Genomic DNA, 26,725 nt, shown 5'->3' on the forward strand with positions numbered 1-26,725 from the left:
CAAAGGCAGCCGGATACAGACGCTTTCGGGGGCTCGGGTCGGCGCGTCCGTTCAACGGCAAGATTCTTCGGCGGCGGCGCATCACTTCCACTGCAGAAAGAGGTCGGCAATTATGCAGATTGCGAAAAAATTTTCAACCTGCTTTTATGATTGTTTTGCCCAAGGAGCACCCGATGGACTATCGCCAGCTAGGCCGTACCGACCTGAACGTGAGTGCAATCTGCCTCGGCACCATGACCTGGGGCGAGCAAAACACTGAAGCTGAAGCCTTCGCCCAGATCGAACGGGCCAAAGAAGCCGGGATCAATTTCATCGACACCGCCGAGATGTACCCGGTGCCGCCGAAAGCCGAAACCTACGCCACCACCGAGCGCTACATCGGCAATTATTTCAAAAGCCGTGGTGATCGTGCCGACTGGATCCTCGCCAGCAAGATCGCCGGCCCGGGCAATACCATCGACTACATCCGCGACAAAAACCTGCGCCACAACCGCCAGCACATCACCGAAGCGGTGGATGCCAGCCTCAAGCGCCTGCAGACCGATTACATCGATCTGTATCAACTGCACTGGCCGGAGCGCAGCACCAACTTTTTCGGACAACTGGGCTACAAACACAAGATCGAAGCCAACCTGACGCCGCTCGAAGACACCCTCGAAGCCCTCGACGAGCAAGTGAAGGCCGGCAAGATCCGCCACATCGGCCTGTCTAACGAGACGCCGTGGGGCACCATGCGCTTCCTTGCCCTGGCCGAAGCCCGTGGCTGGCCGCGCGCGGTGTCGATCCAGAACCCGTATAACCTGCTCAACCGCAGCTTTGAAATCGGCCTGGCGGAAATCGCCATCCGCGAACAGTGCGGCCTGCTCGCCTATTCGCCGCTGGCGTTCGGTTTCCTGTCCGGCAAGTACGAAGGTGGCGCTCGCCCACCGAAAGGTCGCCTGAGCCTCTACAGCCGCTTCAGCCGGTATTTCAACGCACAATCGGAAGCGGCCTGCAGCCGTTACGTGGCCCTGGCCCGTGAACACGGTCTGGATCCGGCGCAGATGGCGCTGGCGTTCGTCACTCAGCAACCGTTCGTCACCAGCAACATCATTGGTGCGACGACGCTGGAGCAACTGGACAGCAACATTGCCAGTTTTGATCTGAAGCTTTCCGATGAAGTGCTGGCAGGGATCGAGGCGATCCACAAGGATCATCCGAACCCGGCGCCTTGATCGGCCGTTAAAAGCTTCGCGAGCAGGCTCGCTCCCACAGGTACAGCGTGATCCTTGTGGGAGCGAGCCTGCTCGCGAAGGGGCCCGTCAATTCACCACAGAACTCAAAGCGACCGCGCAATGATCTCCTTCATGATTTCGTTGGTACCGGCATAGATCCGCTGCACCCGTGCATCCGCCCACGCCCGGGCCACCGGGTACTCCCACATGAAGCCGTAGCCGCCATGCAACTGCACGCACTCGTCGAGCACCTTGCATTGCAGGTCGGTGCCCCAGTATTTGGCCATCGCTGCTGTCGGAACGTCGAGCTTGCCTTGCAGATGCAATTCCAGGCACTTGTCGACAAATACTCGGCCGATCTGAATCTCCGTCGCCATTTCCGCCAGTTTGAAGCGGGTGTTCTGGAAGTCGGCAATGGCCTTGCCGAACGCCTTGCGATCACGGGTGTAATCCAGCGTCCATTGCAGCGCAGCTTCGGCTGAGGCCAGACCTCCGATGGCTACCGTCAGTCGTTCCTGTGGCAATTCCTGCATCAGGTAGGCAAACCCTGCCCCGGCCTGGCCCAAGAGGTTTTCCTTCGGCACACGCACGTCCTGGAAGAACAATTCCGACGTGTCCTGCGCCTTCATTCCGACCTTCTCCAGGCGTTTGCCCTTCTCGAAGCCCGGCGTATTCGCCTCTACCACAAACAGGCTGGTGCCCTTGGCGCCGGCCTTCGGATCAGTCTTGGCGACCACGATCACCAAATCAGCGAGAAAGCCGTTGGTGATGAAGGTCTTGGAGCCGTTGATCACGTACTCGTCGCCGTCCAGCACTGCGGTGGTCTTGACCCCTTGCAGGTCGGAACCGGCACCCGGCTCGGTCATCGCAATCGCGCTGACCATCTCGCCCGAGACCAGTTTCGGCAGGTATTTTTGCTTAAGCGCTTCGCTGCCGTAATGCAGGATGTACGGCGCGACGATGTCCGAATGCAGCGAGAAACCGATACCGGTCAGACCCAGGCGACCGACCTCTTCGATCACCACGGCGCTGTACAGAAAGTCCGCGCCCAGGCCGCCGTACTCTTCCGGCAGGTGCGAGCAGAGCATCCCCGCCTCCCCCGCCTTGTTCCACAGTTTGCGGTCGATGTGGCCTTGTTTCTCCCATTGCGCATGGAACGGCACGGCCTCTTTTTCGAGGAAGGTTCGTACGCTGTCGCGGAACAATTCGTGCTCGGAGCTGAACAAGGTTCTGGGGATCATGCGGCACCTTTCATTCTTGTTGGAGGAATGTGACGTTCAGAGACTAAGCCTCACCTCCGACACAGGACACTGGACACATCCGACAAAAAATAAGACGATCCAGCCGTCTGGTGACCACTTTCCCTTATAAAAACAAAACAAAAGTTGAATTATGTCCAAGCAAGTCTCCACGCCCTTGCGGCGCGTCAGCATCCTGGCAATCGACCGGGTTTTCGCATCCACTCTCATGCAGGCCAAGGACTTTTTCCATCTGGCCAGCCTGCGTTACGGCAAACAACTGGGCCACGGCCTGACACCGGCGTTTGAAACCCGCCTGGTCAGCCCCGACGGCAAACCGGTGAACAGCTTCAGTGACGTGATGATGCCGGTGGACGGCGGCCTGGAAAACGCCGACGTCATCATCCTCCCGGCGTTCTGGGACGATTTCGACACCCTGTGCGGCCGTTATCCACAAATCCTGCCGTGGTTGCGTGAGCAGCATGCCCGCGGCGCCGTGCTCTGCGGCGAAGCCACCGGGGTGTTCTGGCTGGCCGAGGCCGGTCTGCTCAACGGCAAGGAAGCGACCACTTACTGGCGCTTCTTCAATGCCTTCGCCGAGCGCTTCCCCAAGGTGTACCTCAATCAGGACAAGCACCTGACCGACGCCGACAATCTGTATTGCGCCGGGGGCACCACTTCGGCCTGCGACCTGTATATCTACCTGATCGAACGCTTCTGCGGTGCCAACGTGGCGCAAGCCGTGGCGCGCGACATTCTGTATGAAGTGCAGCGCAGTTATTCGCCGGGACGTATCGGTTTCGGCGGACAGAAGCTGCACCAGGACGTGATCATCCTGCAGATCCAGCACTGGCTCGAAGAGCATTTCGCCGACAAGTTCCGCTTCGAAGACGTGGCCCGCGAGCACGGCATGAGCATCCGTAATTTCATGCGCCGCTTTCAGACTGCGACTGGCGACAAGCCGCTGCACTACTTGCAACGCCTGCGCATCGAGACTGCCAAAGGTCTGTTGTCGGGCAGCCGCAAGAGCATCAAGACCATCAGTTATGAGGTCGGCTACGACGATGCGAGCTTCTTTGCGCGGCTTTTCCGCCAGCACACCGAGCTGTCGCCGAACCAGTATCGGCAGCAGTTTCAGCAGGCTGCCTAAAAGCAAAAGATCGCAGCCTGCGGCAGTTCCTACAGAATGGCGTACACCTGTAGGAGCTGGCGAAGCCTGCGATCTTTTGATCTTCAGTGCATAAAAAAGGGCCTGCAAATGCAGGCCCTTTTTTATGCACCGAATCTGTTTAAGGCTTGTGCGCCCGCGACAAGAATTCGTGGGATTGCATCTCCAGCAGACGACTCAGCGTACGCTGGAATTCGAACGTCAGGCGTCCGCCGGTGTACAAGTCTTTCAGCTCGACTTCGGCAGAAATGATCAGCTTGACGTTGCGGTCGTAGAACTCGTCGACCATGTTGATGAAGCGCCGGGCGATGTCGTCGGTGGTGACACTCATCTGCTCGACGCCGCTGAGCAGCACGGCGTGGAAGATCTTGCCCAGTTCGATGTAGTCGTTCTGGCTACGCGGGCCGTCGCACAGTTCGCGGAAGTCGAACCAGGCCACGTCGTCGCAGGTGCGCAGGGCACGGATTTCGCGGTTCTCGATGATCAGCACATCATTCTCGACCGCTGCGGTGCATTCCGGTGTCAGGGCCTTGAAGCTCTTGCGCAGGCTTTCGTGCGCCGCTTCGTCCAGCGGATAGTGGAACAGCTCCGCTTGTTCGAGGTGACGCAGACGGTAGTCAACGCCGCTGTCGACGTTGACGATTTCGGTGTTCTGCTTGATCAGCGCAATGGCCGGCAGGAAGCGCGCGCGTTGCAGGCCGTCCTTGTAGAGGCCGTCCGGAACGATGTTCGAGGTCGCGACGAGGGTCACGCCGTTCTTGAACAGCTCTTCCATCAGCGTGCCGAGGATCATCGCGTCGGTGATGTCCGAGACGAAGAATTCATCGAAGCAGATCACTCGCGACTCGGTCGCAAAGCGCTTGGCGATGATGGTCAGCGGGTTTTTCTCGCCGCCGAGGGTTTTCATCTCTTCGTGCACGCGCTTCATGAAGCGGTGGAAGTGGGTGCGGGTCTTTTCCTTGAACGGCAGCGCTTCAAAGAAGGTGTCGACCAGATAAGTCTTGCCGCGCCCCACGCCGCCCCAGAAGTACAGGCCTTTGACCGGCGTCTGATCCTTCTTGCCAAACAGTTTGCCCAGCAAGCCCGGCTTGTTCTGCTCGGCCGCGATCAGATCGTCGTACAGGCGCTGCAGATGACGCACAGCAGTTTCCTGCGCAGCGTCATGGAAGAAGTCCGGGCGTTTCAGATCAGCTTGGTATCGTTCTAGGGGCGTCATAATTCGTTAGCAAGGCAACAAAAACGGGCCGTCACTGTAGCGACGGCCCGTGGGAATGGCAATCAGCCCTTGGTCGGGCCGCGCCGTTGTTTAGTCCTGAACCGGGGTCAGCGCTACACGCAAAGCTTCGATGGCCGCGTCCCGCGCAGCAGCATCGGCGAACGCCGGGCTGTCACCCACGCACTCGCCTTCCAGCCATACGCTGAAGCTCAGGTCTTGATTGCGGATGTCCAGCGCCTGACCGGTTTGCAGTTGCTTGGTCACCTGGCCGGCGGTTTTGCCGTCGGCGAAGTTACGCGACAGCAGCAGTTGCTCGCCATCGGCCGCCAGCAGACGGAAACGGAAGCTGCCGTCGTCTTCACGGAAACTGACGAAACGTGCAGCTTTCACGGCTTTCTTCTTGGTGGTCGCCGCGACTTGCACCTGATTGACGAACGAACGCAGGCCAACCGCTTCACGCAGTTCGTTGAGGAACGGCGTCGCCACCGCACGGGCCTTTTTCGCACCGTGTTGCAGGATGTCTTCCAGATCCGCCGGGCGCTCGATCAGTTGGTGATAACGTTCGCGGGACTCGCCCAGTTCATTGTCGAGCAACTGGAACAGACGGTTCTTCGCCTCGCCCCAACCCAGACCGCCGAGCAGTTCGCTGCGGAATTCGTCCGCCTGCACCGGTGTGGCGAACGCCTGGAACAGGGTGAACAGGTGCGAGTTGTCCGGATCTTTGGCTTCGCCCGGCGCCTTGGAGTCGGTGACGATCCGCGAGATCGCGTCCTTCATCTCTTTGGCGCTGGAGAACAGCGGGATGGTGTTGTCGTAGCTCTTCGACATCTTGCGCCCGTCGAGGCCTGGCAACGTCGCCACGCTCTCCTCGATCAGCGCTTCAGGCATGGTGAAAAACTCTTTGCCCTGGCCGAACAAGTGGTTGAAGCGCTGGCCGATGTCGCGGGCCATTTCCACGTGCTGGATCTGGTCACGACCGACCGGGACCTTGTGCGCGTTGAACATCAGAATGTCCGCTGCCATCAGCACCGGGTAGCTGTAGAGGCCCATGGTGATGCCGGCATCCGGGTCTTCACCGCTCTCGACGTTCTTGTCCACCGAGGCCTTGTAGGCGTGCGCACGGTTGAGCAGGCCCTTGGCGGCGACGCAGGTCAGCAGCCAGGTCAGCTCGGGAATTTCCGGAATGTCGGACTGGCGATAGAAGGTCACACGGTCGACATCCAGGCCACCGGCCAGCCAGGTCGCGGCGATTTCCAGACGCGAGCGCTGGATGCGCAGCGGGTCATCGCATTTGATCAGGGCGTGGTAGTCGGCCAGGAAATAGAACGAATCGGCATTGCTGTCGCGGCTGGCGAGGATCGCCGGGCGGATGGCGCCGGCGTAGTTGCCCAGGTGCGGCGTGCCGGTGGTGGTGATGCCGGTGAGGATACGGGTACGGTTCGTCATGGGTAATCGCTTGTCAGACTGCAATCAATTCGAGAGACGCGGCAGGATCAGATCCTTGAGATCGGTCAGCTTGCCATGAAAAAAGTGTCCGCATTCTGCCACTTTCAGCAGCTCATGGGGGCGCTGGAGTTGTTCCGACCAGTCATAGACCAGCTGCGGATCGATCACTTCGTCGGTTTCCGGCTGGATCACGGTCAGCTCGGCGTGCTGTGGCAGTTGATCCTGATCGCCCAGACGCATCACCGCCGGCGCGACCATGAACAGCTGCTTGAGCTGTACGCCTTGCGCTTCGAGACGACCGCCGAGACTTGCTGCAACAAATCCGCCGAAGGAGAAACCGAACAGGGTCAGCGGCAGATCCGGATGCTTTTCCCGCAGCCAGGCGGCAGCGGCCTGGGCGTCGTCGACTTCACCGCTGCCCATGTCGTGGGAGCCTTCGCTGGCACCGACGCCGCGATAGTTGAAGCGCAATGTAATCAGCCCGGCGTCGCGCGCAGTGCGCTGCAGGGTCGAGACGACCTTGTTGAGCATGGTGCCGCCCTGCACCGGGTTCGGATGGCAGATCAGCGCGATGCCGACTGGCTGCTCGTTATCGAGGTACAGCGCTTCGATTTGGCCGACTGGGCCGGCAATGACTACAGGGGTTTCACGCATCAGCAAGGAAGGAACTCCGTGACCTCGAATCGGGTCGACTCGTCTAGCAAATTGTCTGTGCCAATCTATTGCGAGTGAATCGCGGTATACAGCGCAGGTTCGAGCCGTTAACGTAAAGCAAAGCCGTTTATAGAGGAAGGACTCGTGGAACACTCGCTCTTAGTTTGGTTGTTACCGACTCTTGCCCTGGTTGTGGGTGTCGCCATTGGATTCCTGATCGCTCGCGTCGCACCGAATGCCGCGCCGAGCCGCACGCAGCGTCAACTGGATGATATCCAGGAGCGTTTCGACAGCTATCAAAACGAGGTGGTCACCCACTTCAACAGCACCGCGATGCTGGTCAAGAAGCTGACCCAGAGCTATCAGGAAGTGCAGGATCATCTCGCCGAGGGCGCCAACCGTCTGGCCCTGGACGAGCAGACCCGTCAACGCCTGATCGCCGCTTTGCACGCCGATGCCACCCAGGCACCGCGCGAACGTCTGACGCCACCGCGCGATCAGGAGCCGCCGCGTGATTACGCGCCAAAAGCCCCGAACTCACCGGGCATGCTCGATGAGCATTACGGTCTGAAGAAGTAATCGGGTTTCGCGCCCAACAAAAAGCCCCCGGACATTTCGCTTGTTCGGGGGCTTTTTTGTGCCTATGGAGTTTGTGGTGCTGCACAGGCCCAGCAACCCTGCAGGAGCTGTCGAGTGAAACGAGGCTGCGATCTTTTGATCGTGCTGTTGAGAGCTGAAGATCAAAAGATCGCAGCGTGCCGCAACTCCTACAGGGCGACTGCGTTCAGGCAAAAAATGCCCGGTCACAAGACCGGGCATTTCATCACTCAAGCATTCAGTTACGGATATTGCTGAACCGTACCCGGCTGTTGCTGCTGACCACCATACTGCTGACCCGGAATCGCCTTCAGGTTGACCTCGACGCGGCGGTTCTGCGCGCGACCATTGACGTCGCCGTTGCTGGCAATCGGGTTATCCGGGCCGGCGCCACGGGCCGACAGGTTGGCACCGCTGACACCTTGCGAGGTCAGGTAAGTTGCCACGCTCTGTGCACGACGCTGGGACAAATCCATGTTGTGCTGGCGACTGCCGGTGCTGTCGGTGTAGCCGACGATTTCGATCTGGTTCTGGTTGAACTCCTTCAGGGAGTTGGCCAGATTGTTCAGAGGCTGATAGAAGCTCGGGGCGATGTTCGCCGAATCGGTGGCGAAGGTGATGTTGCCCGGCATGATCAGTTTGATCTGATCGCCTTGGCGCTGCACTTCAACCCCGGTATTGGCCATGCTGGCGCGCAGCTTTTTCTCTTGCTGGTCGGCGTAGTAACCGTAACCGGCGGCCGAAGCACCGACCACCGCCGCGCCGATCAAGGCGCCCTTGCCACGGTTGTTGTGGTCGATGGCGGCACCTGCCAGGGCACCGGCCAGAGCGCCGAGTCCACCGTACTTGGCAGTTTTGCTCATGCCTTGCGAGCCACCGTCGGCCTGCCCCTGATTGTCATACGGGTTGGGCGAGGCGCAACCGGCCAACATGGCCACAGCGGTAGCAACAATAATCAAACGAGGCGTGGTGAACATGAAGAGCTCCTGGTTTTTTCGCATTCTGTGTGGCAGCGGCCCTAGGCAATAGACCTGTGCGGGCGTTGGATCATGACAATGCCGAAAAATTCCGCCGCATACTCGTGACAAAATGTTTAGGCGCGCACGAACGGGTTTTCGCGCATTTCATCTCCGAGACGCGTGTCCGGACCATGCCCGGCAACCACGATGGCGTCTTCGTCGAGCGTGTACAGCCGCTGCTTGATCGATCGCACGATGGTCGCCTGATCGCCGCCCCACAAATCCGTGCGCCCTACCCCGCGACGAAACAACGTGTCGCCGGCAATCAACAGCTTAGCCTCGGAAAACCAAAAGCTCATGGAACCGGGCGTATGTCCCGGCGTATGCAGCGCGACACCGCAGCCACAGGCCAGTTCTTCATCGTCGCTCAACCAGCGATCCGGCGACGGCACCGGAGTGTACGGCACACCAAACATCTGGCATTGCATTTCGAGGTTGTCCCACAGGAACTGATCGTCCTTGTGCAGGTGCAAGGTGGCACCGGTTTTCTCCTTCATCTGCCCGGAGGCAAGGAAGTGATCGAGATGCGCGTGGGTATGAATGATGCTGACCACTTTCAGACCGTGGGCATCAAGGCGCGCCATGATCAGGTCAGGATTGCCGCCCGGGTCGACCACGATGGCTTTTTTAGTGAGCGGGTCGCCGATGATCGTGCAGTTGCATTGCAGGGGGCCGACGGGGAAAGTTTCGCGGATGAGTGTACTAGCGGAAAGCGTCATCGAATGGTCCTGCGGATTAAAGCCCCCAGAATACCAGCCGAATTCCCACTAAAGATGCGGCTGCGCATAACGATAAATAAGCGATTCAGTTTTCTGGCGTCACGATAAAAATAATGGCAAGGTGATATCAATTAACGCTGTATCTGATACAAAATTATCTCTTACCAGCGACCACGCCAGGACGGTCGTAACACCACTCAGGATTTCCAGATGTCGTCTCCACTAGGTTATGCGCTTACTCAGTCGTCATTTTTAACCGGCAATGCACAAGCCGACAGCCTGATCTACGGCACACAGTGGCTGAGCCCTGATTTCGGCGGTGTGGACTTTTTTTCAACCCGGCTGACATACAGCTTCGTCACACCCGGGCAATCGTACTTCGCAAAAGACTACAGTCCTGATAACGAATTCCTGAACAGTTTCGCCCTGACCACGGCCCAGCAGATTGCTGTCACCAGTGCCCTCAGCGCATGGAGTTCCGTAGCCAATATCAAGTTCACACTGGTCAGTGACAATTTTAACTCTGCAGGAGATCTGCGCTTTGGCGGTTACGCCGGCATGGATCCGAAAACCGCTGCCTGGGCCTATTTTCCTGATAGAAAGCCACTGGCCGGCGATGTCTGGATCGGACCCGCGACGGATAATCCGAATCCTGTCAAAGGCACCTATGACTACATGACCTTCATTCATGAAATTGGTCATGCTCTTGGTCTCAAGCATCCCTTCGAGGCAAGCCCGACCAATACCAACGTGATCGCGCCGGTACTGGACGATTCGCACTACACGCTCATGAGCTACAACAACGCATATTCGTACCAGCCGACCACACCGATGCTGCTGGATATTCTGGTCATTCAGAAGCTCTACGGTGCCAATATGCTTTGGCAAACCGGTGACAATGTTTACAAATGGGGCGCGGATCAATCTGTATTCGAGACGATTTGGGACGCGGGTGGCAACGATACGATTGATGCAAGCAACCAATTGGCCCCGGTCAGCCTGAATCTCAATGAAGGTGCCTTCAGCCAAATCGGTAAAGCGTTCGTTGACGGCGCCAATCAAACGATGATCAATGATGGTCTGGCCATTGCTTTTGGCGCCAAAATCGAGAACGCAATCGGTTCGGCTTTCGACGACACCCTGACTGGCAACGATCTTGAGAACACCCTCAATGGCGGCGCCGGTGCCGACACCATGATCGGTGGTGGTGGCTTCGATACCTACTATGTCGACAATGTCGGCGATGTGGTCATCGAAACCGACACTTCGCTGACCGCCCTCGACCGCGTTTTCTCCAGCATCGACTACACACTTACGGCCAACGTCGAAAACCTGCGCCTGCTCGGCAACGCCGACCTCAAGGCCACCGGCAACAGCCTGAACAATGCCCTGACCGGCAACGACGGCAACAACATCCTCGACGGCGGCCTGGGTGCCGACCGCATGGAGGGTGGTCTGGGCAACGACACCTACATCGTCGACAACGCCGGCGACACCGTTATCGAAACCAGCACTCTGGTCAGTGAAATCGATACCGTGCGGGCGTCGGTCAACTTCGCTCTCGGCGCCAACCTGGAAAACCTGATCCTCACCGGCAGCAACAACCTCAATGGCACCGGCAACAGCCTGAACAATGCCCTGACCGGCAATGACGGCAACAACATCCTCGACGGCGGCCTGGGTGCTGACCGCATGGAAGGTGGTCTGGGCAACGACACCTACATCGTCGATAACGCCGGCGACACCGTCATCGAAACCAGCACTCTGGCCAGTGAAATCGATACCGTGCGCTCCTCGATCGACTTCACTCTTGGCACCAACCTGGAAAATCTGGTGCTGACCGGCAACACCAATATCAACGGCACCGGCAACAGCCTGGACAATACCCTGACCGGCAACGACATGGAGAACACCCTCAATGGCGGCGCCGGTGCCGACACCATGATCGGTGGTGGTGGCTTCGATACCTACTATGTCGACAATGTCGGCGATGTGGTCATCGAAACCGACACTTCGCTGACCGCCCTCGACCGCGTTTTCTCCAGCATCGACTACACCCTTACGGCCAACGTCGAAAACCTGCGCCTGCTCGGCAACGCCGACCTCAAGGCCACCGGCAACAGCCTGAACAATGCCCTGACCGGCAATGACGGCAACAACATCCTCGACGGCGGCCTGGGTGCCGACCGCATGGAGGGTGGTCTGGGCAACGACACCTACATCGTCGACAACGCCGGCGACACCGTCATCGAAACCAGCACTCTGGCCAGTGAAATCGATACCGTGCGCTCCTCGATCGACTTCACTCTTGGCGCCAACCTGGAAAATCTGGTGCTGACCGGCAACACCAATATCAACGGCACCGGCAACAGCCTGGACAATACCCTGACCGGCAACGACATGGAAAACACCCTCAATGGCGGCGCCGGTGCCGACACCATGATCGGTGGTGGTGGCTTCGATACCTACTATGTCGACAATGTCGGCGATGTGGTCATCGAAACCGACACTTCGCTGACCGCCCTCGACCGCGTTTTCTCCAGCATCGACTACACCCTTACGGCCAACGTCGAAAACCTGCGCCTGCTCGGCAACGCCGACCTCAAGGCCACCGGCAACAGCCTGAACAATGCCCTGACCGGCAACGACGGCAACAACATCCTCGACGGCGGCCTGGGTGCCGACCGCATGGAGGGTGGTCTGGGCAACGACACCTACATCGTCGACAACGCCGGCGACACCGTTATTGAAACCAGCACTCTGGCCAGTGAAATCGATACCGTGCGGGCGTCGGTCAACTTCGCTCTCGGCGCCAACCTGGAAAACCTGATCCTCACCGGCAGCAACAACCTCAATGGCACCGGCAACAGCCTGAACAATGCCCTGACCGGCAATGACGGCAACAACATCCTCGACGGCGGCCTGGGTGCTGACCGCATGGAAGGTGGTCTGGGCAACGACACCTACATCGTCGACAACGCCGGTGACACCGTTATCGAAACCAGCACTCTGGCCAGTGAAATCGATACCGTGCGCTCCTCGATCGACTTCACTCTTGGCGCCAACCTGGAAAATCTGGTGCTGACCGGCAACACCAATATCAACGGCACCGGCAACAGCCTGGACAATACCCTGACCGGCAACGACATGGAGAACACCCTCAATGGCGGCGCCGGTGCCGACACCATGATCGGTGGTGGTGGCTTCGATACCTACTATGTCGACAATGTCGGCGATGTGGTCATCGAAACCGACACTTCGCTGACCGCCCTCGACCGCGTTTTCTCCAGCATCGACTACACCCTTACGGCCAACGTCGAAAACCTGCGCCTGCTCGGCAACGCCGACCTCAAGGCCACCGGCAACAGCCTGAACAATGCCCTGACCGGCAACGACGGCAACAACATCCTCGACGGCGGCCTGGGTGCCGACCGCATGGAGGGTGGTCTGGGCAACGACACCTACATCGTCGACAACGCCGGCGACACCGTTATTGAAACCAGCACTCTGGCCAGTGAAATCGATACCGTGCGGGCGTCGGTCAACTTCGCTCTCGGCGCCAACCTGGAAAACCTGATCCTCACCGGCAGCAACAACCTCAATGGCACCGGCAACAGCCTGAACAATGCCCTGACCGGCAATGACGGCAACAACATCCTCGACGGCGGCCTGGGTGCTGACCGCATGGAAGGTGGTCTGGGCAACGACACCTACATCGTCGATAACGCCGGCGACACCGTCATCGAAACCAGCACTCTGGCCAGTGAAATCGATACCGTGCGCTCCTCGATCGACTTCACTCTTGGCACCAACCTGGAAAATCTGGTGCTGACCGGCAACACCAATATCAACGGCACCGGCAACAGCCTGGACAATACCCTGACCGGCAACGACATGGAGAACACCCTCAATGGCGGCGCCGGTGCCGACACCATGATCGGTGGTGGTGGCTTCGATACCTACTATGTCGACAATGTCGGCGATGTGGTCATCGAAACCGACACTTCGCTGACCGCCCTCGACCGCGTTTTCTCCAGCATCGACTACACCCTTACGGCCAACGTCGAAAACCTGCGCCTGCTCGGCAACGCCGACCTCAAGGCCACCGGCAACACCCTGAACAATGCCCTGACCGGCAATGACGGCAACAACATCCTCGACGGCGGCCTGGGTGCTGACCGCATGGAAGGTGGTCTGGGCAACGACACCTACATCGTCGATAACGCCGGCGACACCGTCATCGAAACCAGCACTCTGGCCAGTGAAATCGATACCGTGCGGGCGTCGGTCAACTTCGCTCTCGGCGCCAACCTGGAAAACCTGATCCTCACCGGCAGCAACAACCTCAATGGCACCGGCAACAGCCTGAACAATGCCCTGACCGGCAATGACGGCAACAACATCCTCGACGGCGGCCTGGGTGCTGACCGCATGGAAGGTGGTCTGGGCAACGACACCTACATCGTCGATAACGCCGGCGACACCGTCATCGAAACCAGCACTCTGGCCAGTGAAATCGATACCGTGCGCTCCTCGATCGACTTCACTCTTGGCACCAACCTGGAAAATCTGGTGCTGACCGGCAACACCAATATCAACGGCACCGGCAACAGCCTGGACAATACCCTGACCGGCAACGACATGGAGAACACCCTCAATGGCGGCGCCGGTGCCGACACCATGATCGGTGGTGGTGGCTTCGATACCTACTATGTCGACAATGTCGGCGATGTGGTCATCGAAACCGACACTTCGCTGACCGCCCTCGACCGCGTTTTCTCCAGCATCGACTACACCCTTACGGCCAACGTCGAAAACCTGCGCCTGCTCGGCAACGCCGACCTCAAGGCCACCGGCAACAGCCTGAACAATGCCCTGACCGGCAATGACGGCAACAACATCCTCGACGGCGGCCTGGGTGCTGACCGCATGGAAGGTGGTCTGGGCAACGACACCTACATCGTCGATAACGCCGGCGACACCGTCATCGAAACCAGCACTCTGGCCAGTGAAATCGATACCGTGCGCTCCTCGATCGACTTCACTCTTGGCACCAACCTGGAAAATCTGGTGCTGACCGGCAACACCAATATCAACGGCACCGGCAACAGCCTGGACAATACCCTGACCGGCAACGACATGGAGAACACCCTCAATGGCGGCGCCGGTGCCGACACCATGATCGGTGGTGGTGGCTTCGATACCTACTATGTCGACAATGTCGGCGATGTGGTCATCGAAACCGACACTTCGCTGACCGCCCTCGACCGCGTTTTCTCCAGCATCGACTACACCCTTACGGCCAACGTCGAAAACCTGCGCCTGCTCGGCAACGCCGACCTCAAGGCCACCGGCAACAGCCTGAACAATGCCCTGACCGGCAATGACGGCAACAACATCCTCGACGGCGGCCTGGGTGCCGACCGCATGGAGGGTGGTCTGGGCAACGACACCTACATCGTCGACAACGCCGGCGACACCGTCATCGAAACCAGCACTCTGGCCAGTGAAATCGATACCGTGCGGGCGTCGGTCAACTTCGCTCTCGGCGCCAACCTGGAAAACCTGATCCTCACCGGCAGCAACAACCTCAATGGCACCGGCAACAGCCTGAACAATGCCCTGACCGGCAACGACGGGAACAACCTGCTCAACGGCGGAGCCGGCAATGACTTTCTCATCGGCGGTCTGGGCACCGATACGTTGACGGGTGGTTCAGGTGCTGACACCTTCGTGTTCAACGCCTGGAACGAAACCGGTACTGGCAATCTGAGGGACGTCATCACTGACTTCAACAGCGCGCAAGGCGACAAGATCGACCTGACGAAGTTTGATGCCAACTTGCTGACTGCTGGCTTCAACGGCTTCACCTTTATTGGTGCGGGCGATTTCACTGGCGCCGGTCAAGTGCGCTTCGTCGACCACGTGCTGTCCGGTAATGTCAGCGGCAACGCCGGTGCGGACTTCGAGATCCAACTGGTGGGTGTAAACAGTTTCAGCGCCAACGATCTGGTGGCCTGATACAACCGTAACCGACCTGGTCGCAGGTCGCGACCCCCAACAAAAACGCCCCGATAATTCGGGGCGTTTTTGTTGGCGTCATCCAAGTCAGTGGGCTAGGTCAACACACCCAATTCCTTGGCCCGCGCCACCGCCTGCGTACGCCGCTCGACCCCCAACTTGCTGTTGATATGGCTGGCATGGGTTTTCACGGTGTGCAGTGAAATGAACAGTTGCTCGCTGATTTCCTGATTGGAACAGCCCTGGGCAATCAAACGCAGAACCGCCAGCTCCCGGCTGCTGAGTTGTTCGGCTGCGGTGGACTCGACCACTGGCCGAGTCGCCACCAGCGGAAAATGCGCCAGTAACGGTTGTCCTGCCAATGCCGGCGAAGCATGCAATTGACTGCGCAACCAGTCCGGATATTCTCGGATCAGTGCGTCAAACGGCTGTATCACGCCACCCGCCGCCGCTTCCAGCGCCTGACTCAATACTTTGCGTGCTTCCGGTTCGCGGCCAGTGCCCAGCAACAAGGCGACCTTCTGCGCCAGCGCCATCACACACAGCAACTGTCGACCGGTTTGCTGACCGCTTTCCAACAGCACATTCAACCGTCCTTCGGCGAGCATCGGCTGCCCTTGAATCACATCGAGCAGCGCTTGCTGCAGTTCGACATGCAATGGCAATTGAGGATGAAATTCCGGTGGCGCCGCTGCACGCTCGCCGGTATAGGTCTGACCAAGACGCGCCAGCCAAGCCTCGGCCAGATCGGTACGGCCCTGCACCAGCCACAGTTCGCATTTGACCAGGGTGATCATCGCCAGGTAGTAGATCGGCGGCACATCCCAGATATGCATCAGGCGCTCGGCTTCGGCGAGTTCGGCAAAGGCCCTGGCAAACTCGCCTGAGCTGCCGTCCAGACGAGCGATCACGCAGTGGCCGATCAACACACTGATATCGCGGCAGGCCCGCGCTTCGGCCAGACCGCTCAGCAATCGAGCCCGGGCCTGCTGGGGTTGCAGGCGCATGGACAACAGAAAACCTTCGTAAAGCGTCAGCCGCGCACGCACCGCATACAGACGTTGCGGGGACAGTCCACGCAACCGTTCCAGGCCCTGATGCACCTCATCCAGCGCGCGCAGTATTTCCCCGCGCGACTGCAGTACCCGAGCCCGGTCGTAATGCGCCAAGGCTTCGAACAACGGATTGCCGACCCGCTGCGCCAGTTCGAGGGATTCGCGATTCAGGCCCCGCGCACGCCACAGGTCGCCGTCGGCGATCGCCAGATTGGACAAGGTCGACAGGCACATCAGACGTTGCCCGTAACGTTTTACCGGCAGGCTTTCCAGCGCTTCGCTGCAATAGCGTTGAGTCAATTCACGATGACCACGCCCACGAGCGATGATCCCGCTGAGCGCAAGCCATTGTGCAAGCATCGACTTCTGCGCAGAGGCCGAAGGCGCCGGCAGGAAGCGACTCAAATGACTGGCCAGCTCTTCAGCGGCATCCAGCTGACAGGCCAGCCCCAGCGCCCAGCTGTACAGCACGATCAAGCGGGGTGTACTGATCAACAGGCTGTCGGGCAAGTCCATCTTCCAGCGCAGCAGCATGCCGATATTCTGCTCGGCGAGCAGTTGTTCCTCGGACAGGTTCTGCACCAGGTTCGCCGCCACATCCAGATGGCCGGCGCGCAAGGCCTGCTCCACCGCTTCGTCGAGCAGCCCTTGAGCATTGAACCAGCGGCAGGCGCGCAGATGCAGGGTCGCCGCCGGCACCAGCGTCTGGGTCACGGGCCGGCTGCGCAGCAGATCGGAAAACAAATGGTGATAGCGATACCAGTGACCGTGCTCGTCCAGCGGCACCAGGAACACCTGATGCGCCAGCAGAAACCGCAGGATTTCGGCGCTGTCGTGGGCTTCACGCACCGCGTCGCACAGTTCGCTGCAAAAGCGTTCCTGAGGCGCGGTGTCGTAGAGAAATGCCTGTACCTCGGCGGGCAGGCAATCGATGACTTCCTCCAGCAGATAGTCGCGAATCAGCCCCTCCCCGCCGTTCAGCGCTTGCGGTAACGCGGCCTCACTGCCGGCTTCAGATGCCGCCAGCAACCAGAAACGCAGCCCAGCCACCCAGCCTTCGCTGCGCTGGATCAGGTTTTCCAGGGCTTCACCGCGCAATGAACTGCTGTGTCGATCAAGCAGGGTCAGTGCTTCGTCATGGGTCAGTCGCAGATCCTGCTCGTGCAGTTCCAGCAGTTGCCGCGACAGGCGCAGGCGCGCCAGATGCCAGTCCGGGCGCTGCCGACTGGTGACCATGACCAGCAAGCCATCGGGCAGATGATTGAGGAAAAACTGCAGGCAGCGGTCGAGCACCGGGCCTTGGGCGAGATGGTAATCATCGAGCACCAGCAACAGTGGCGCCGTTGGCTGCAGTTGCAGCGCCAGCTCATCGAGCAAGCCGTCGAGCCATTCTTCGAAGGCAAACGGTTGATGGCGCTGGCGCATCTTCAACAGGCCTAGTGCGCGACTGCCCAGATTCGGAAAGTAGTCCTGCAACCCCTCCAGCAAACGCTCGAGAAAACGTCCCGGATCGTTATCCCGCGGGCTCAGGCCCAACCAGAGGCTTCGCCAGTGCGCCGGCAGGCTCTGACAGAACTCCACCGCCAGCGAGCTTTTGCCGAAACCTGCTGGCGCACAGACCAGCAACAGGCGCCCCGCAAGCCCCGCACTCAGGCGCTCACACAGACGCGGTCGCAAAACGTATCCGTCGGGCAGTGGCGGGCGAAAAAAACGCCCGTCCAGTGTCGCGACGGCAGCGCTTGCAGGATCCGGAAGCGGGGACAGATCAGTCATGGCCGGCTCTTGTTTGAATGGCTGTTGGCGGCGTAGCAGATGTCCGCAGACTAGCGGTAAACGTAGAGGGTTTGAAGGTTATTGCTACAAATGGCTACAAAAAGACTACGAGCCAGCAGGCGCTCGTGCACAAAATCGCGACGAAAAAAAACGCCCCGAACCAGTCGGGGCGTTTTTTCGAGGATGCGGCCTCGGGTCAAAGCTTAGCGGATACCGTCCTGGCCCAGGTTGCCCGGCTGGAATTCGCTCTTGGTGGCAGAGAAACCGAAGTCATACGCTGATTTCTCTTCGTTCTTCATGCCCAGCGCCAGGTAGCGACCCGATTGCAGGTCGTACAGGGCTTCCAGCGCGTACCACGGCACTTGCTTGTCGTAGTAATCCTCGGCATGCGCCTCGGCCACACGCCACAGCTGACCGCGACCGTCGTAATGGTCGATGACCGCTGCCTGCCAGGTGTCTTCGTCGATGTAGAAGTCACGTTTGGCATAGATGTGGCGCTGACCCGGTTTCAGGGTAGCGACCACGTGCCAGACCCGACGCAGCTCGTAACGGGTCAGATCCTGATTGATGTGACCGGCCTTGATGATGTCGGCGTACTTGAGGGTCGGCGAGTCGATCTTGTAGCTGTTGGAGGCGATGTACATCTCTTTCTTGCCTTCCAGCGCCCAGTCGTAGCGATCCGGCGCACCGTTGTACATGTCGAGGTTGTCGGAAGTGCGCAGACCATCCGCGGCAGTACCCGGACCGTCATAGGACACTTGCGGTGCCTGACGTACACGGCGCTGGCCAGTGGCATAAACCCAGGCCTTGCGCGGTTCCTTCACCTGGTCGAGGGTTTCGTGCACCAGCAGCACGGTACCGGCCAGACGTGCCGGCGCGGTCACTTTCTGCTTGAAGTAGAACAGGATGTTGCCCGGGTTGGCCGGATCGTAATCCTTCATCTTGTCGCGGAACACGAACTGGTCCTGGAAATACACCAGGCTGAACGAGCCGTTGGTTTGCGGCGTGGCCTGGGTGACCAGACGGGTCACGCTGCCACCGCGATAGCGGGTGATGTGGTTCCAGATCACCTCCAGACCGCTTTTCGGAATCGGGAACGGCACGGCGGTGTCGAAGTTTTCCAGACCGTTACCGCCGGCAACCAGATTGGTGGTGGTGGCGTTCTTCTTGATCGCGGCAAACACGTCATCCGGCACGGTCGAGCCGCGATGGGACGGGTACACCGGCATCTTGAAGGTATCCGGGTAACGCTTGAACATTGCGTACTGGCCCGGAGCAAGCTTGGCCTTGTACTGCTCGACGTTCTGCGCGGTGATGGTGAACAGCGGTTTTTCACTGCCGAACGGGTCGGACAGGAAACCCTTGCTGTCGACGGTACCGGCATTCTTCGGCAGCGGTTTCCAGGCCGGAATCGAACCGTCGGCGTTACCTGCCATTTCAGCGCCCATCGGCGTCAGGCTCTTGCCCAGTTTGTCGGCTTCGGCGGCGGGAACGGCCGCCATGACGCTGGTCGCCAGCAGCGACAGCCCCAGAACACCGGCTTGGAACAGACTCTTTGTTATTTTCATATGTGTGTTCGTCCTGAAAAAACTGTGCTTAGAAGTTCACGCCAACACTGAGGGCAACGAAGTCACGATCGTCCACGGTCGTGTAGTCGCCGCCAAAGAAGTTGGTGTAGGCCAGGCTCGCCGTGTAGGTGTTCTGGTATTCGGCATCCAGACCGAGGCTGATCGCCTTGCGACCTTCCTCGAAGTTGCCGCCAGGGCCTGGCGAGTAGCCTTTCACGTCATGCGACCAGGCCACGTTCGGCTTGAGGTTCACACCGGCGAACACGTCGCTGTAATCCCAGATCGCACGAGCGCGATAGCCCCACGAGGTCGAGGTGGTGAAACCGTCGTTGTTGCAGTTGCTGGACACGTTATCGCGCGACGCCCCCGGACCGGCACCGTTGATGGTCGAGGTGTTGAGGATCTGCGAGCAGGTGTTCAGACCGCCAGTGGCAGGCAACTCACCCGGGCCGAACACCGGGTCGCGGCCGTAGCGGGCTTCGGATCTGCTCTCCAGGCCACCGACGTGGGTCACGCCGACCTCACCCACCAGGGTCAGGCGGTTGGCGCCCATCACCTGATCGAAGAAGTGCGTCAGGGTGGTTTGCAGTTGGGTGATCTCTTTGCGGTTGTAACCGTGCAGGTCCTGGCCCGGCACGCCGTTGAGGACCGATGCATTGCTCAACGCACCACCCAGCGGACGCACGCCGGCGAACAGGATGTCGGTGGAGTTCAACTGTACCGGCGCATTCGGCCGGTAGCTGACCTCACCGCTCCACGCCGTGCCGGTAGGCAGGGTGGTGGAGAAGCTCAGACCGTAGAGGCGAATGTCTTCAGGGTATTCGATGAAGTATTCCGAGTTGCCCGCGACCACCAGTGGCCCCAGCGCCCGGAATGGTCCCGGCAATGCTGCCACGCCGTTATAGATCGACTGTGGCGCGCCGGTGGCGCTGAAGATCGGCGCGCGGCTGTGATAGTTCATGAAGTAGGCACCGAACTCGGTGGCCAGTGGGTCGAACATGTACTTGGCGGAAACGCCCCACTGTCCGCTGTCACGCGCATTGCGATTAGGCGAACGGCGCACCAGCACACCCTCTTCGTTGACGTCGACACCCGCGCCTGCCAACGGGCCGAGCGCGATGGCCGGGATGGTCGAGCGCTTGTTCAATACCCGCAGGTTGTCGTCGCAACCGGTAGTGACGATGTCCGGCTGCGAGAAAAACGTGCCGCAGTTGTCGGTGACGGTCTTCTGCCAGTCGATCTGATAGAAACCTTCGGCCGAAAGGTTTTCGGTGAGGCTCTGCGACACATAGAACATGTTGACCGGGATCAGACCTTCCTTGATCTCGGCACCCGGACGACGAAACGCGGACACGTCGATCGGGTTGATCGAGTTGATGCCACCGCCGATGAAGGTACTTTCGCCCCAGTTCACTACCTGCTTGCCCAGGCGCACCGAACCTGGCTCATCGGCAATCGAGTAGTTGTGGTAAACGAAGGCGTCGAGGATCTGCCCGCCGGAAGAACGCGCCGCCACATCGCGGTTGTGGTTGCTGACGTCCTTGTATTCCAGGTCCTGGTTCTGCAGCGCGAAGTCGTACCAGTATTTGCCTCGGACGAAGACCCCGGTGTCGCCGTATTTCAATTCGAGATCATGGATGCCCTTGAAGATCTTCGAGAAGGCTTGCCCGCTCTTGAAGTTCAGGTGGCCGTTGTCGGAGGTCTGGGACAAACCCTTGCCGCCGTTGTTGACACCAATAAGGTCCTTGTTCGGCTGCTGAGTCGAAATACTCATGCCCAGGGAGAGCGAAGAGTCGAACTGACCTTCGATTTCACCGACGTTGAAACTGACGCCGAATGCGGGCCCGGCGAGCGTAGAGGCAAGACTGACGGCCAGAGGCAGTTTAGCCCGGCGCCAGAACTGGTTTACTGATGTCATCGACGCTACTCCATGTGCATTATTGTTATGGCATTGAGTACTTTTAAAAACGCCTGGAAGACCGGGAGCCAGTAGCCGCCCGACGTCACTCCAAAGTTGCATCGCCCCGTGTCGTGCGTGTGCCCCGTTCTTAAAAATCCTTGAGCGGACTATAGCCAGCAGGTGGGTATCGCTTGATCCCTCTAAAGTGTGATTTGCAGCTGCCAGCCACTCTGGAACAGTCCTTTCGCCAGTCCGACAGATGTCGGCCCGGCAAGGATGGCTGATTTTTTCGATTTAACAAGCCAAGCGCTTGCTTGGTGGGTCTGGCGCGCCGTTTTCGGCGCGCCAGCAGACACTCAAAGTGTCGAGAGGAAGGTGCTGTTGTTGGCCTGCCATTCGGTGATGTCGAGGCGGATGCGCTTCTTGTCGAGCTTGCCGACACTGGTCTTGGGAATTTCCGTAACAAGGGCGATCTGGCTCGGAATCGCCCACTTGCTCAAGTGCCCCAATTCCACGAACGGCTTGAGGTGTTCCTTGAGCTCGCGCGCGCCGATCTCGTGACCTTCGCGGATCACCAGCAGCGCAAACGGCCGTTCGCCCCACTGCGGATCAGCGATGCCCACCACTGCTACTTCACGTACCGCCACATGACGGCTGATCAGGTCTTCAAGGTCCAGCGAAGAGATCCACTCGCCGCCGGTCTTGATCACGTCCTTGATACGGTCACGGATGTCGATCACGCCCATGCTGTCGAGCGTTGCCACATCGCCGGTGTGCAGCCACCCGCCGGCCCACAGTTCGGCGCCTTTCTGCGGCTCGTTGAAATAGCCTTCGGTCAGCCACGGCGCGCGTAGCACCAGCTCGCCCTGGGTTTCGCCATCGGCGGGGAGAAAGTTGCCCTCGGCGTCGACGATCGCCGCTTCCACCAGCGGCCCGGGCACACCGGCCTTGATCCGGTAAGTGGTGCGCTCATCTTCGGTGCCGGCCATCAATTCATCGTTGAGGTGCGCACACGAGACCAGCGGCCCGGTCTCCGACATGCCGTACGCCGCCGTCAACTGAATGCCCCGGGCCTTGGCGGTTTCATACAGCGTGCGATTGAGCGCACTGCCGCCGATGACGATTTTCCAGCCGCCGAAATCGGTGCCCTGCGCGCCTTTGGCGTTGAGCAGCATTTGCAGGATGGTCGGCACGCAGTGGGAGAACGTGACCTTCTCCTTGCGCCACAGCTCGACCAGGAACTCCGGGTCGTAACGCCCCGGATAAACCTGCTTGAGCCCGAGCATCGTCGCCACGTACGGCAAACCCCAGGCATGCACATGGAACATCGGCGTGATCGGCATGTACACGTCGTTGGTGCCGAGCAGGCGCACGCTGTCGATCGCGCCCATGATCGTCGACACGCCCATGGTGTGCAGCACCAGTTGCCGATGGGTGAAGTACACGCCCTTCGGATTGCCGGTAGTACCGGTGGTGTAGAACGTGGTGGCGACGGAGTTCTCGTCGAAATCCTGAAAGTCGTAGTGCGCACTGGCGGCGGCCAGCAGTTGCTCGTACTCCCCGACCAGATTCGGCAGCTCGGCGGTCTTTTCCGGCAGATCGGTCAGCAGCAGGGTTTTCTCCACCGTGGTCAGGTGCGGCGCGATGGCCTGATACAGTCCGACGAACTCGCTGTTGACCAGCACGAAGCGGTCCTCGGCGTGGTTCATGGTGTAGAGGATCTGCTCCGGCGACAGCCGTACGTTGATGGTGTGAATCACCGCGCCGAGCATCGGGATGGCGAACATGCATTCCAGGTAGCGATGGCTGTCCCAGTCCATCACCGCCACGGTGTCCCCCGCTTTCACCCCGGCCGCCGTCAACACGTTGGCCAGCCGCGCAACCCGCTCGATCAGGGTCGGATAGCTGTAACGCAACTGGTCACGGTAGATGATCTCGCGGGTTTTCTCGTAACGGGCGCCGGACATCAGCAACCGCTTGATCAGCAATGGATACTGGTAGGCCCCATCGGCCGGGGGAATGACGCGAGTCTGCAACATATGAATCCCTTTTCTGGCTGCACGGTGTTGGCGTAGAGAGCATTACTCTAGAGCCGTTATACCCCAGCCAAATCAGCCGAAGGAATGATTTGCACAGCCGTACAAATGCTAGCTTTGCGCCAGCATTTGCCGGTATTTCAGCGCCGATCAGGCCGTTTGCCCTACAGCCGCTTCGGAAGGCGTCCGTGGGAAAACCAGCGCAGCAAGGAAGGTCAATGCGCCGAAACCCGCCAGAATCAAGTAAAGCCCTGCGAAACCATGACGCGGCTCGACATAGGCAATCAGCGGAATCGCTGTCGCACTGGCGCCGAACGACAGGCAGTAACGCAGGGCGAAGACCCGTGACTGCCACTGCGGCGCGACAAAATTGGCGACCATCGAGTCGTTCACCGTGACCTGACCGAACACCACGAACATGAACGCCGCACCGAGCACGATCACTGCCCAGCCATCGACATACGCCATGGCGTACAACAGCGGCGCCTGAAACAGCGTCAACACAATAAACGGCCATTTCAGGCTGACTCGGTGCAACACCTGGCCGATGCTCAACTGCGCCACTGCACCAAAGGCATACGCCAGGCTGACCACCACGCCGAGGGTTTGCGGCGAGGCGAACAAGTCATGCAGACGTTCCTGAAACAGCTTCGGGTAGGTCATGGTGGTGGCGTTGAACACTACACCGCCGGTGGCCGTCGCCAGTGCCAGCACACCAAACACCATGAGCATCGAAATCCGCTGCCCGGCAGCGCCCTTCAGTGCGGTGTGCGGACGCTGCGGGATCGGCTCTTCGCGCACCTGCACGGCGAAGCCGATTCCCAGCATGATCGCCACCACGCCCGGTAACACAAAGGCCGAACGCCAGCCGAACTGCGCCACCAGCAAACCGGTGACCAGCGCCGAGAACGCCACGCCGAGGTTGCCCCACATGCCATTGATGCCGATCTCCCGCCCGCGATTCTGCGCGTAGGCCACCAGCATCGCGGTGCCCACCGGGTGGTAGATCGCGGCGAAAATTCCGATCAAGGTCAACCCGATCACCAGCATCGTCGGGCTGGTGCTCAGCCCGGTGAAGATTGCCGAGGCGCCGATGCCGAAGAAAAACACCAGCATCATCTGCCGCCGGCTCCAGTGATCGCCCAGCCAGCCGGCGGGTAACGAGCAGGCGCCAAAGGCAATGAACCCACCCAGGGACAGACCGATCAGCGCGGCGTAATCGAGACCAAAGGCCTGGGTCATGCCGAGCACGGCGGCGGGGAAAATCAGCATGAACATGTGATCGATCACATGGGCAGCATTGACGTAGCGGATCACGTTTCGGGATTGGTTCATGGCGGCACGCTTTAGTTTGTTATGGGCGAATGGTTGTCAGCGGCTTTATGCTAAGTTGGCGAAAAAGCGCATACCTGCCAACCAGGTCATCGAATCCGACATGTTGATCAGCCACTTCGAACACGCCCCGGTGAGTGCCTATCCCCGGGATTATCTGGACGGCGCGCACCAGCCGCTGCACCTGCACCGCGAGGCGCAGTTGCTGTATGCCGTCAGAGGGATCATGCGGGTGGTCACCGCCCTCGGTGCCTGGGTGATTCCGCCAAGCCGCGCGGTATGGATTCCACCGCAAGTCGCGCACGAGATATTCATGTCCGGCGATGTGCAGATGCGCTCGCTGTTCATTGCCCCCGAACTATCACCGGCCAGCCTGCAACAGTGCTGCGTGCTGGCGGTGACGCCGTTACTGCGCGAGCTGATCCTGCGCGCCGTACAAGGCCCGCCGCACGCGGACAATCCGCTGATCCAGCAGTTGATGCTGGAAGAGCTCGCCAGCCTGGAAAACCTGCCGCTACACATTCCAATGCCCACCGACCGACGCCTGCAGAACATCTGTCTGGCGTTGCTGGACACCCCGGATCACCCCAACACCCTGGAAGACTGGGCGCAGCAGGTCGGCGCCAGCTCACGCACTCTGGCGCGGCTGTTCCAGCGACAATTGAAGATGAGTTTCAACGCCTGGCGCCAGCAACTGCGCCTGATGGAAGCGCTGCCGCGCCTGCTAGCCGGGGACAGCGTGCAGCGCGTGGCGCGGGACCTGGGGTACGGCAGCGCGCGGGCGTTCAGCGCGATGTTTCGCCGTTTGCTCGGGGAGAATCCTCGGGATTATCTGCAAACCCTGAGCAAGCTGAGCGAACTCGTGTAGGAGCTGTCGAGTGAAACGAGGCTGCGATCTTTTGATTCTGCTTTTAGAAGATAAAAAGATCGCAGCCTGCGGCAGCTCCTACAGTGAGTGTTGATCAATGCATCTCGGTGAACGCCAGTTTCACGCCGATCGCAATCAGCACCGCACCCATGGTGCGGTCGAACCAGTGGCCCATGCGGGCGAAACCGGCGCGTACGCGTTGCTGGCTGAACAGCATCGCCACCAGACAGAACCAGGTCGCAGTCGCCACCGCCAGGTAAACCCCGTACCCGGCCTGCACCGCCAGCGGGGTGTGCGGGTTGATCACCACGGTGAACAGTGAAAGGAAAAACAGCGTGGCTTTCGGGTTCAGGCCATTGGTGACGAAGCCCGAAGTGAAGGCGCCGCGCGCGGTACGCACGCCAGCTTCCTTGTGCAGGTCATCGGTAACGGTTTTCGTCGGCTGCGCGCGCAAGGCTTTGAAGCCGATGTACAGCAGGTAAGCGGCGGCGGCCCATTTCAAGGCGTTGAACAACACGATCGACTGCGACACGATCAGGCCGATGCCCAGCAGCGAATAACCCACATGCAGGAAAATCGCCGTGCCCACACCCAGCGCGGTCCAGGTGCCGGCGCGACGACCATGGGTCACGCTCTCGCGCACCACCACGGCAAAGTCCGGTCCGGGGCTGGCCACGGCCAGCAGGTGGATCAGGGCAACGGTCAAGAACTCGGTCCAGTACATGGGGGCTCCTCTTTAATGAGTAAAAACAATTCATCAACTGGTTCAAACCCTGTGGCGAGGGAGCTTGCTCCCGCTCGGCTGCGCAGCAGCCGTAACCTGAAACACCGGTGTGCCTGACACAGTACGGTGAATGGGTCTGGGTCTGCTTCGCAGCCCAGCGGGAGCAAGCTCCCTCGC

General features: G+C 59.8%; 17 protein-coding genes. 5 read left to right on the forward strand and 12 right to left on the reverse strand.

What is annotated here, in order from left to right:
* Positions 1-173: 173 nt before the first annotated feature.
* The gene (locus AC193Q_RS15125) at positions 174-1,214 is read left to right on the forward strand and encodes an NADP(H)-dependent aldo-keto reductase (protein WP_041073179.1); all 1,041 of its coding nucleotides are present in this window, start codon (positions 174-176) and stop codon (positions 1,212-1,214) included.
* A gap of 104 nt (positions 1,215-1,318) precedes the next feature.
* Here the strand turns inward: AC193Q_RS15125 and AC193Q_RS15130 are convergent, their stop codons facing one another.
* Positions 1,319-2,455 carry an acyl-CoA dehydrogenase family protein gene (locus AC193Q_RS15130; protein WP_108183751.1) on the reverse strand — a complete coding sequence of 379 codons (1,137 nt, stop codon included), beginning with the start codon at positions 2,453-2,455 and terminating at the stop codon, positions 1,319-1,321.
* A 250-nt stretch (positions 2,456-2,705) separates the two neighbouring features.
* On the opposite strand from AC193Q_RS15130, the gene AC193Q_RS15135 reads away from it, so the two are divergent.
* On the forward strand, positions 2,706-3,602 hold the full coding sequence (locus AC193Q_RS15135; protein ID WP_179295013.1) for a GlxA family transcriptional regulator: 897 nt from the start codon (positions 2,706-2,708) through the stop codon (positions 3,600-3,602).
* Positions 3,603-3,741: 139 nt separating this feature from the next.
* Here AC193Q_RS15135 and zapE read toward each other — a convergent pair whose 3' ends face one another.
* The 3 genes from zapE to AC193Q_RS15150 form a co-directional block, all read right to left on the reverse strand.
* Complete coding sequence (gene zapE / locus AC193Q_RS15140; RefSeq protein ID WP_041074841.1) at positions 3,742-4,836, reverse strand: cell division protein ZapE; 1,095 nt, start codon at positions 4,834-4,836, stop codon at positions 3,742-3,744.
* 90 nt (positions 4,837-4,926) lie between these two features.
* Complete coding sequence (locus AC193Q_RS15145; RefSeq protein ID WP_095668345.1) at positions 4,927-6,282, reverse strand: tryptophan--tRNA ligase; 1,356 nt, start codon at positions 6,280-6,282, stop codon at positions 4,927-4,929.
* 24 nt (positions 6,283-6,306) lie between these two features.
* A complete protein-coding gene (locus AC193Q_RS15150; RefSeq protein WP_121187824.1) occupies positions 6,307-6,936 on the reverse strand; it encodes an alpha/beta hydrolase in 630 nt (209 codons plus the stop codon).
* A 144-nt stretch (positions 6,937-7,080) separates the two neighbouring features.
* Between AC193Q_RS15150 and AC193Q_RS15155 the strand changes: the two genes are divergently transcribed.
* Entirely contained in the window at positions 7,081-7,515 is a 435-nt protein-coding gene (locus tag AC193Q_RS15155; RefSeq protein ID WP_121187138.1) for a Z-ring associated ZapG family protein, read from the forward strand.
* Positions 7,516-7,775: 260 nt separating this feature from the next.
* On the opposite strand, the gene AC193Q_RS15160 is transcribed toward AC193Q_RS15155, so the two are convergent.
* Together AC193Q_RS15160 and AC193Q_RS15165 are read right to left on the reverse strand one after the other, a co-directional pair.
* Positions 7,776-8,510, reverse strand: a complete 735-nt coding sequence (locus AC193Q_RS15160) for a YiaD family glycine zipper/OmpA-like lipoprotein (RefSeq protein WP_007961595.1) — start codon at positions 8,508-8,510, stop codon at positions 7,776-7,778.
* 116 nt (positions 8,511-8,626) lie between these two features.
* Positions 8,627-9,271: an MBL fold metallo-hydrolase gene (locus tag AC193Q_RS15165; protein WP_121187140.1), complete on the reverse strand. Its 645-nt coding sequence runs from the start codon at positions 9,269-9,271 to the stop codon at positions 8,627-8,629.
* 210 nt (positions 9,272-9,481) lie between these two features.
* On the opposite strand from AC193Q_RS15165, the gene AC193Q_RS15170 reads away from it, so the two are divergent.
* Positions 9,482-15,292: a M10 family metallopeptidase C-terminal domain-containing protein gene (locus tag AC193Q_RS15170; protein ID WP_483878572.1), complete on the forward strand. Its 5,811-nt coding sequence runs from the start codon at positions 9,482-9,484 to the stop codon at positions 15,290-15,292.
* 95 nt (positions 15,293-15,387) lie between these two features.
* Here AC193Q_RS15170 and AC193Q_RS15175 read toward each other — a convergent pair whose 3' ends face one another.
* The 5 genes from AC193Q_RS15175 to AC193Q_RS15195 all read right to left on the reverse strand — a co-directional run bounded on the left by AC193Q_RS15175 (position 15,388) and on the right by AC193Q_RS15195 (position 24,959).
* Positions 15,388-18,120 carry a winged helix-turn-helix domain-containing protein gene (locus AC193Q_RS15175; protein ID WP_121187142.1) on the reverse strand — a complete coding sequence of 911 codons (2,733 nt, stop codon included), beginning with the start codon at positions 18,118-18,120 and terminating at the stop codon, positions 15,388-15,390.
* Between the two features lie 203 nt (positions 18,121-18,323).
* Positions 18,324-19,688 (reverse strand): DUF1329 domain-containing protein, encoded by a 1,365-nt coding sequence (locus tag AC193Q_RS15180; RefSeq protein WP_047296448.1) that lies wholly within the window; start codon positions 19,686-19,688, stop codon positions 18,324-18,326.
* Positions 19,689-19,716: 28 nt separating this feature from the next.
* Positions 19,717-21,606: a DUF1302 domain-containing protein gene (locus tag AC193Q_RS15185; protein WP_047296449.1), complete on the reverse strand. Its 1,890-nt coding sequence runs from the start codon at positions 21,604-21,606 to the stop codon at positions 19,717-19,719.
* Between the two features lie 338 nt (positions 21,607-21,944).
* On the reverse strand, positions 21,945-23,627 hold the full coding sequence (locus tag AC193Q_RS15190) for a fatty acid--CoA ligase (protein ID WP_047296451.1): 1,683 nt from the start codon (positions 23,625-23,627) through the stop codon (positions 21,945-21,947).
* 147 nt (positions 23,628-23,774) lie between these two features.
* On the reverse strand, positions 23,775-24,959 hold the full coding sequence (locus AC193Q_RS15195) for an MFS transporter (protein WP_121187144.1): 1,185 nt from the start codon (positions 24,957-24,959) through the stop codon (positions 23,775-23,777).
* A gap of 100 nt (positions 24,960-25,059) precedes the next feature.
* Here AC193Q_RS15195 and AC193Q_RS15200 point away from each other — a divergent pair, with 100 nt between their 5' ends.
* Positions 25,060-25,824 carry an AraC family transcriptional regulator gene (locus AC193Q_RS15200; protein WP_121187146.1) on the forward strand — a complete coding sequence of 255 codons (765 nt, stop codon included), beginning with the start codon at positions 25,060-25,062 and terminating at the stop codon, positions 25,822-25,824.
* Positions 25,825-25,918: 94 nt separating this feature from the next.
* Here AC193Q_RS15200 and AC193Q_RS15205 read toward each other — a convergent pair whose 3' ends face one another.
* Positions 25,919-26,548, reverse strand: coding sequence for a LysE family translocator (locus AC193Q_RS15205; RefSeq protein ID WP_047296457.1), 630 nt, complete (start codon positions 26,546-26,548; stop codon positions 25,919-25,921).
* Positions 26,549-26,725 lie beyond the last annotated feature (177 nt).

This window comes from Pseudomonas sp. F2 (genome assembly GCF_057174385.1).

Bases quoted from the DNA above. Each gene is read 5' to 3' on its own strand.
- AC193Q_RS15175 (WP_121187142.1), bottom strand. From the start codon at position 18,120: ATGACTGATCTGTCCCCGCTTCCGGATCCTGCAAGCGCTGCCGTCGCG.
- zapE (WP_041074841.1), bottom strand. From the start codon at position 4,836: ATGACGCCCCTAGAACGATACCAAGCTGATCTGAAACGCCCGGACTTC.
- AC193Q_RS15180 (WP_047296448.1), bottom strand. From the start codon at position 19,688: ATGAAAATAACAAAGAGTCTGTTCCAAGCCGGTGTTCTGGGGCTGTCG.
- AC193Q_RS15170 (WP_483878572.1), top strand. From the start codon at position 9,482: ATGTCGTCTCCACTAGGTTATGCGCTTACTCAGTCGTCATTTTTAACC.
- AC193Q_RS15195 (WP_121187144.1), bottom strand. From the start codon at position 24,959: ATGAACCAATCCCGAAACGTGATCCGCTACGTCAATGCTGCCCATGTG.
- AC193Q_RS15185 (WP_047296449.1), bottom strand. From the start codon at position 21,606: ATGACATCAGTAAACCAGTTCTGGCGCCGGGCTAAACTGCCTCTGGCC.
- AC193Q_RS15160 (WP_007961595.1), bottom strand. From the start codon at position 8,510: ATGTTCACCACGCCTCGTTTGATTATTGTTGCTACCGCTGTGGCCATG.
- AC193Q_RS15200 (WP_121187146.1), top strand. From the start codon at position 25,060: ATGTTGATCAGCCACTTCGAACACGCCCCGGTGAGTGCCTATCCCCGG.
- AC193Q_RS15190 (WP_047296451.1), bottom strand. From the start codon at position 23,627: ATGTTGCAGACTCGCGTCATTCCCCCGGCCGATGGGGCCTACCAGTAT.
- AC193Q_RS15145 (WP_095668345.1), bottom strand. From the start codon at position 6,282: ATGACGAACCGTACCCGTATCCTCACCGGCATCACCACCACCGGCACG.
- AC193Q_RS15130 (WP_108183751.1), bottom strand. From the start codon at position 2,455: ATGATCCCCAGAACCTTGTTCAGCTCCGAGCACGAATTGTTCCGCGAC.
- AC193Q_RS15150 (WP_121187824.1), bottom strand. From the start codon at position 6,936: ATGCGTGAAACCCCTGTAGTCATTGCCGGCCCAGTCGGCCAAATCGAA.
- AC193Q_RS15205 (WP_047296457.1), bottom strand. From the start codon at position 26,548: ATGTACTGGACCGAGTTCTTGACCGTTGCCCTGATCCACCTGCTGGCC.
- AC193Q_RS15165 (WP_121187140.1), bottom strand. From the start codon at position 9,271: ATGACGCTTTCCGCTAGTACACTCATCCGCGAAACTTTCCCCGTCGGC.
- AC193Q_RS15125 (WP_041073179.1), top strand. From the start codon at position 174: ATGGACTATCGCCAGCTAGGCCGTACCGACCTGAACGTGAGTGCAATC.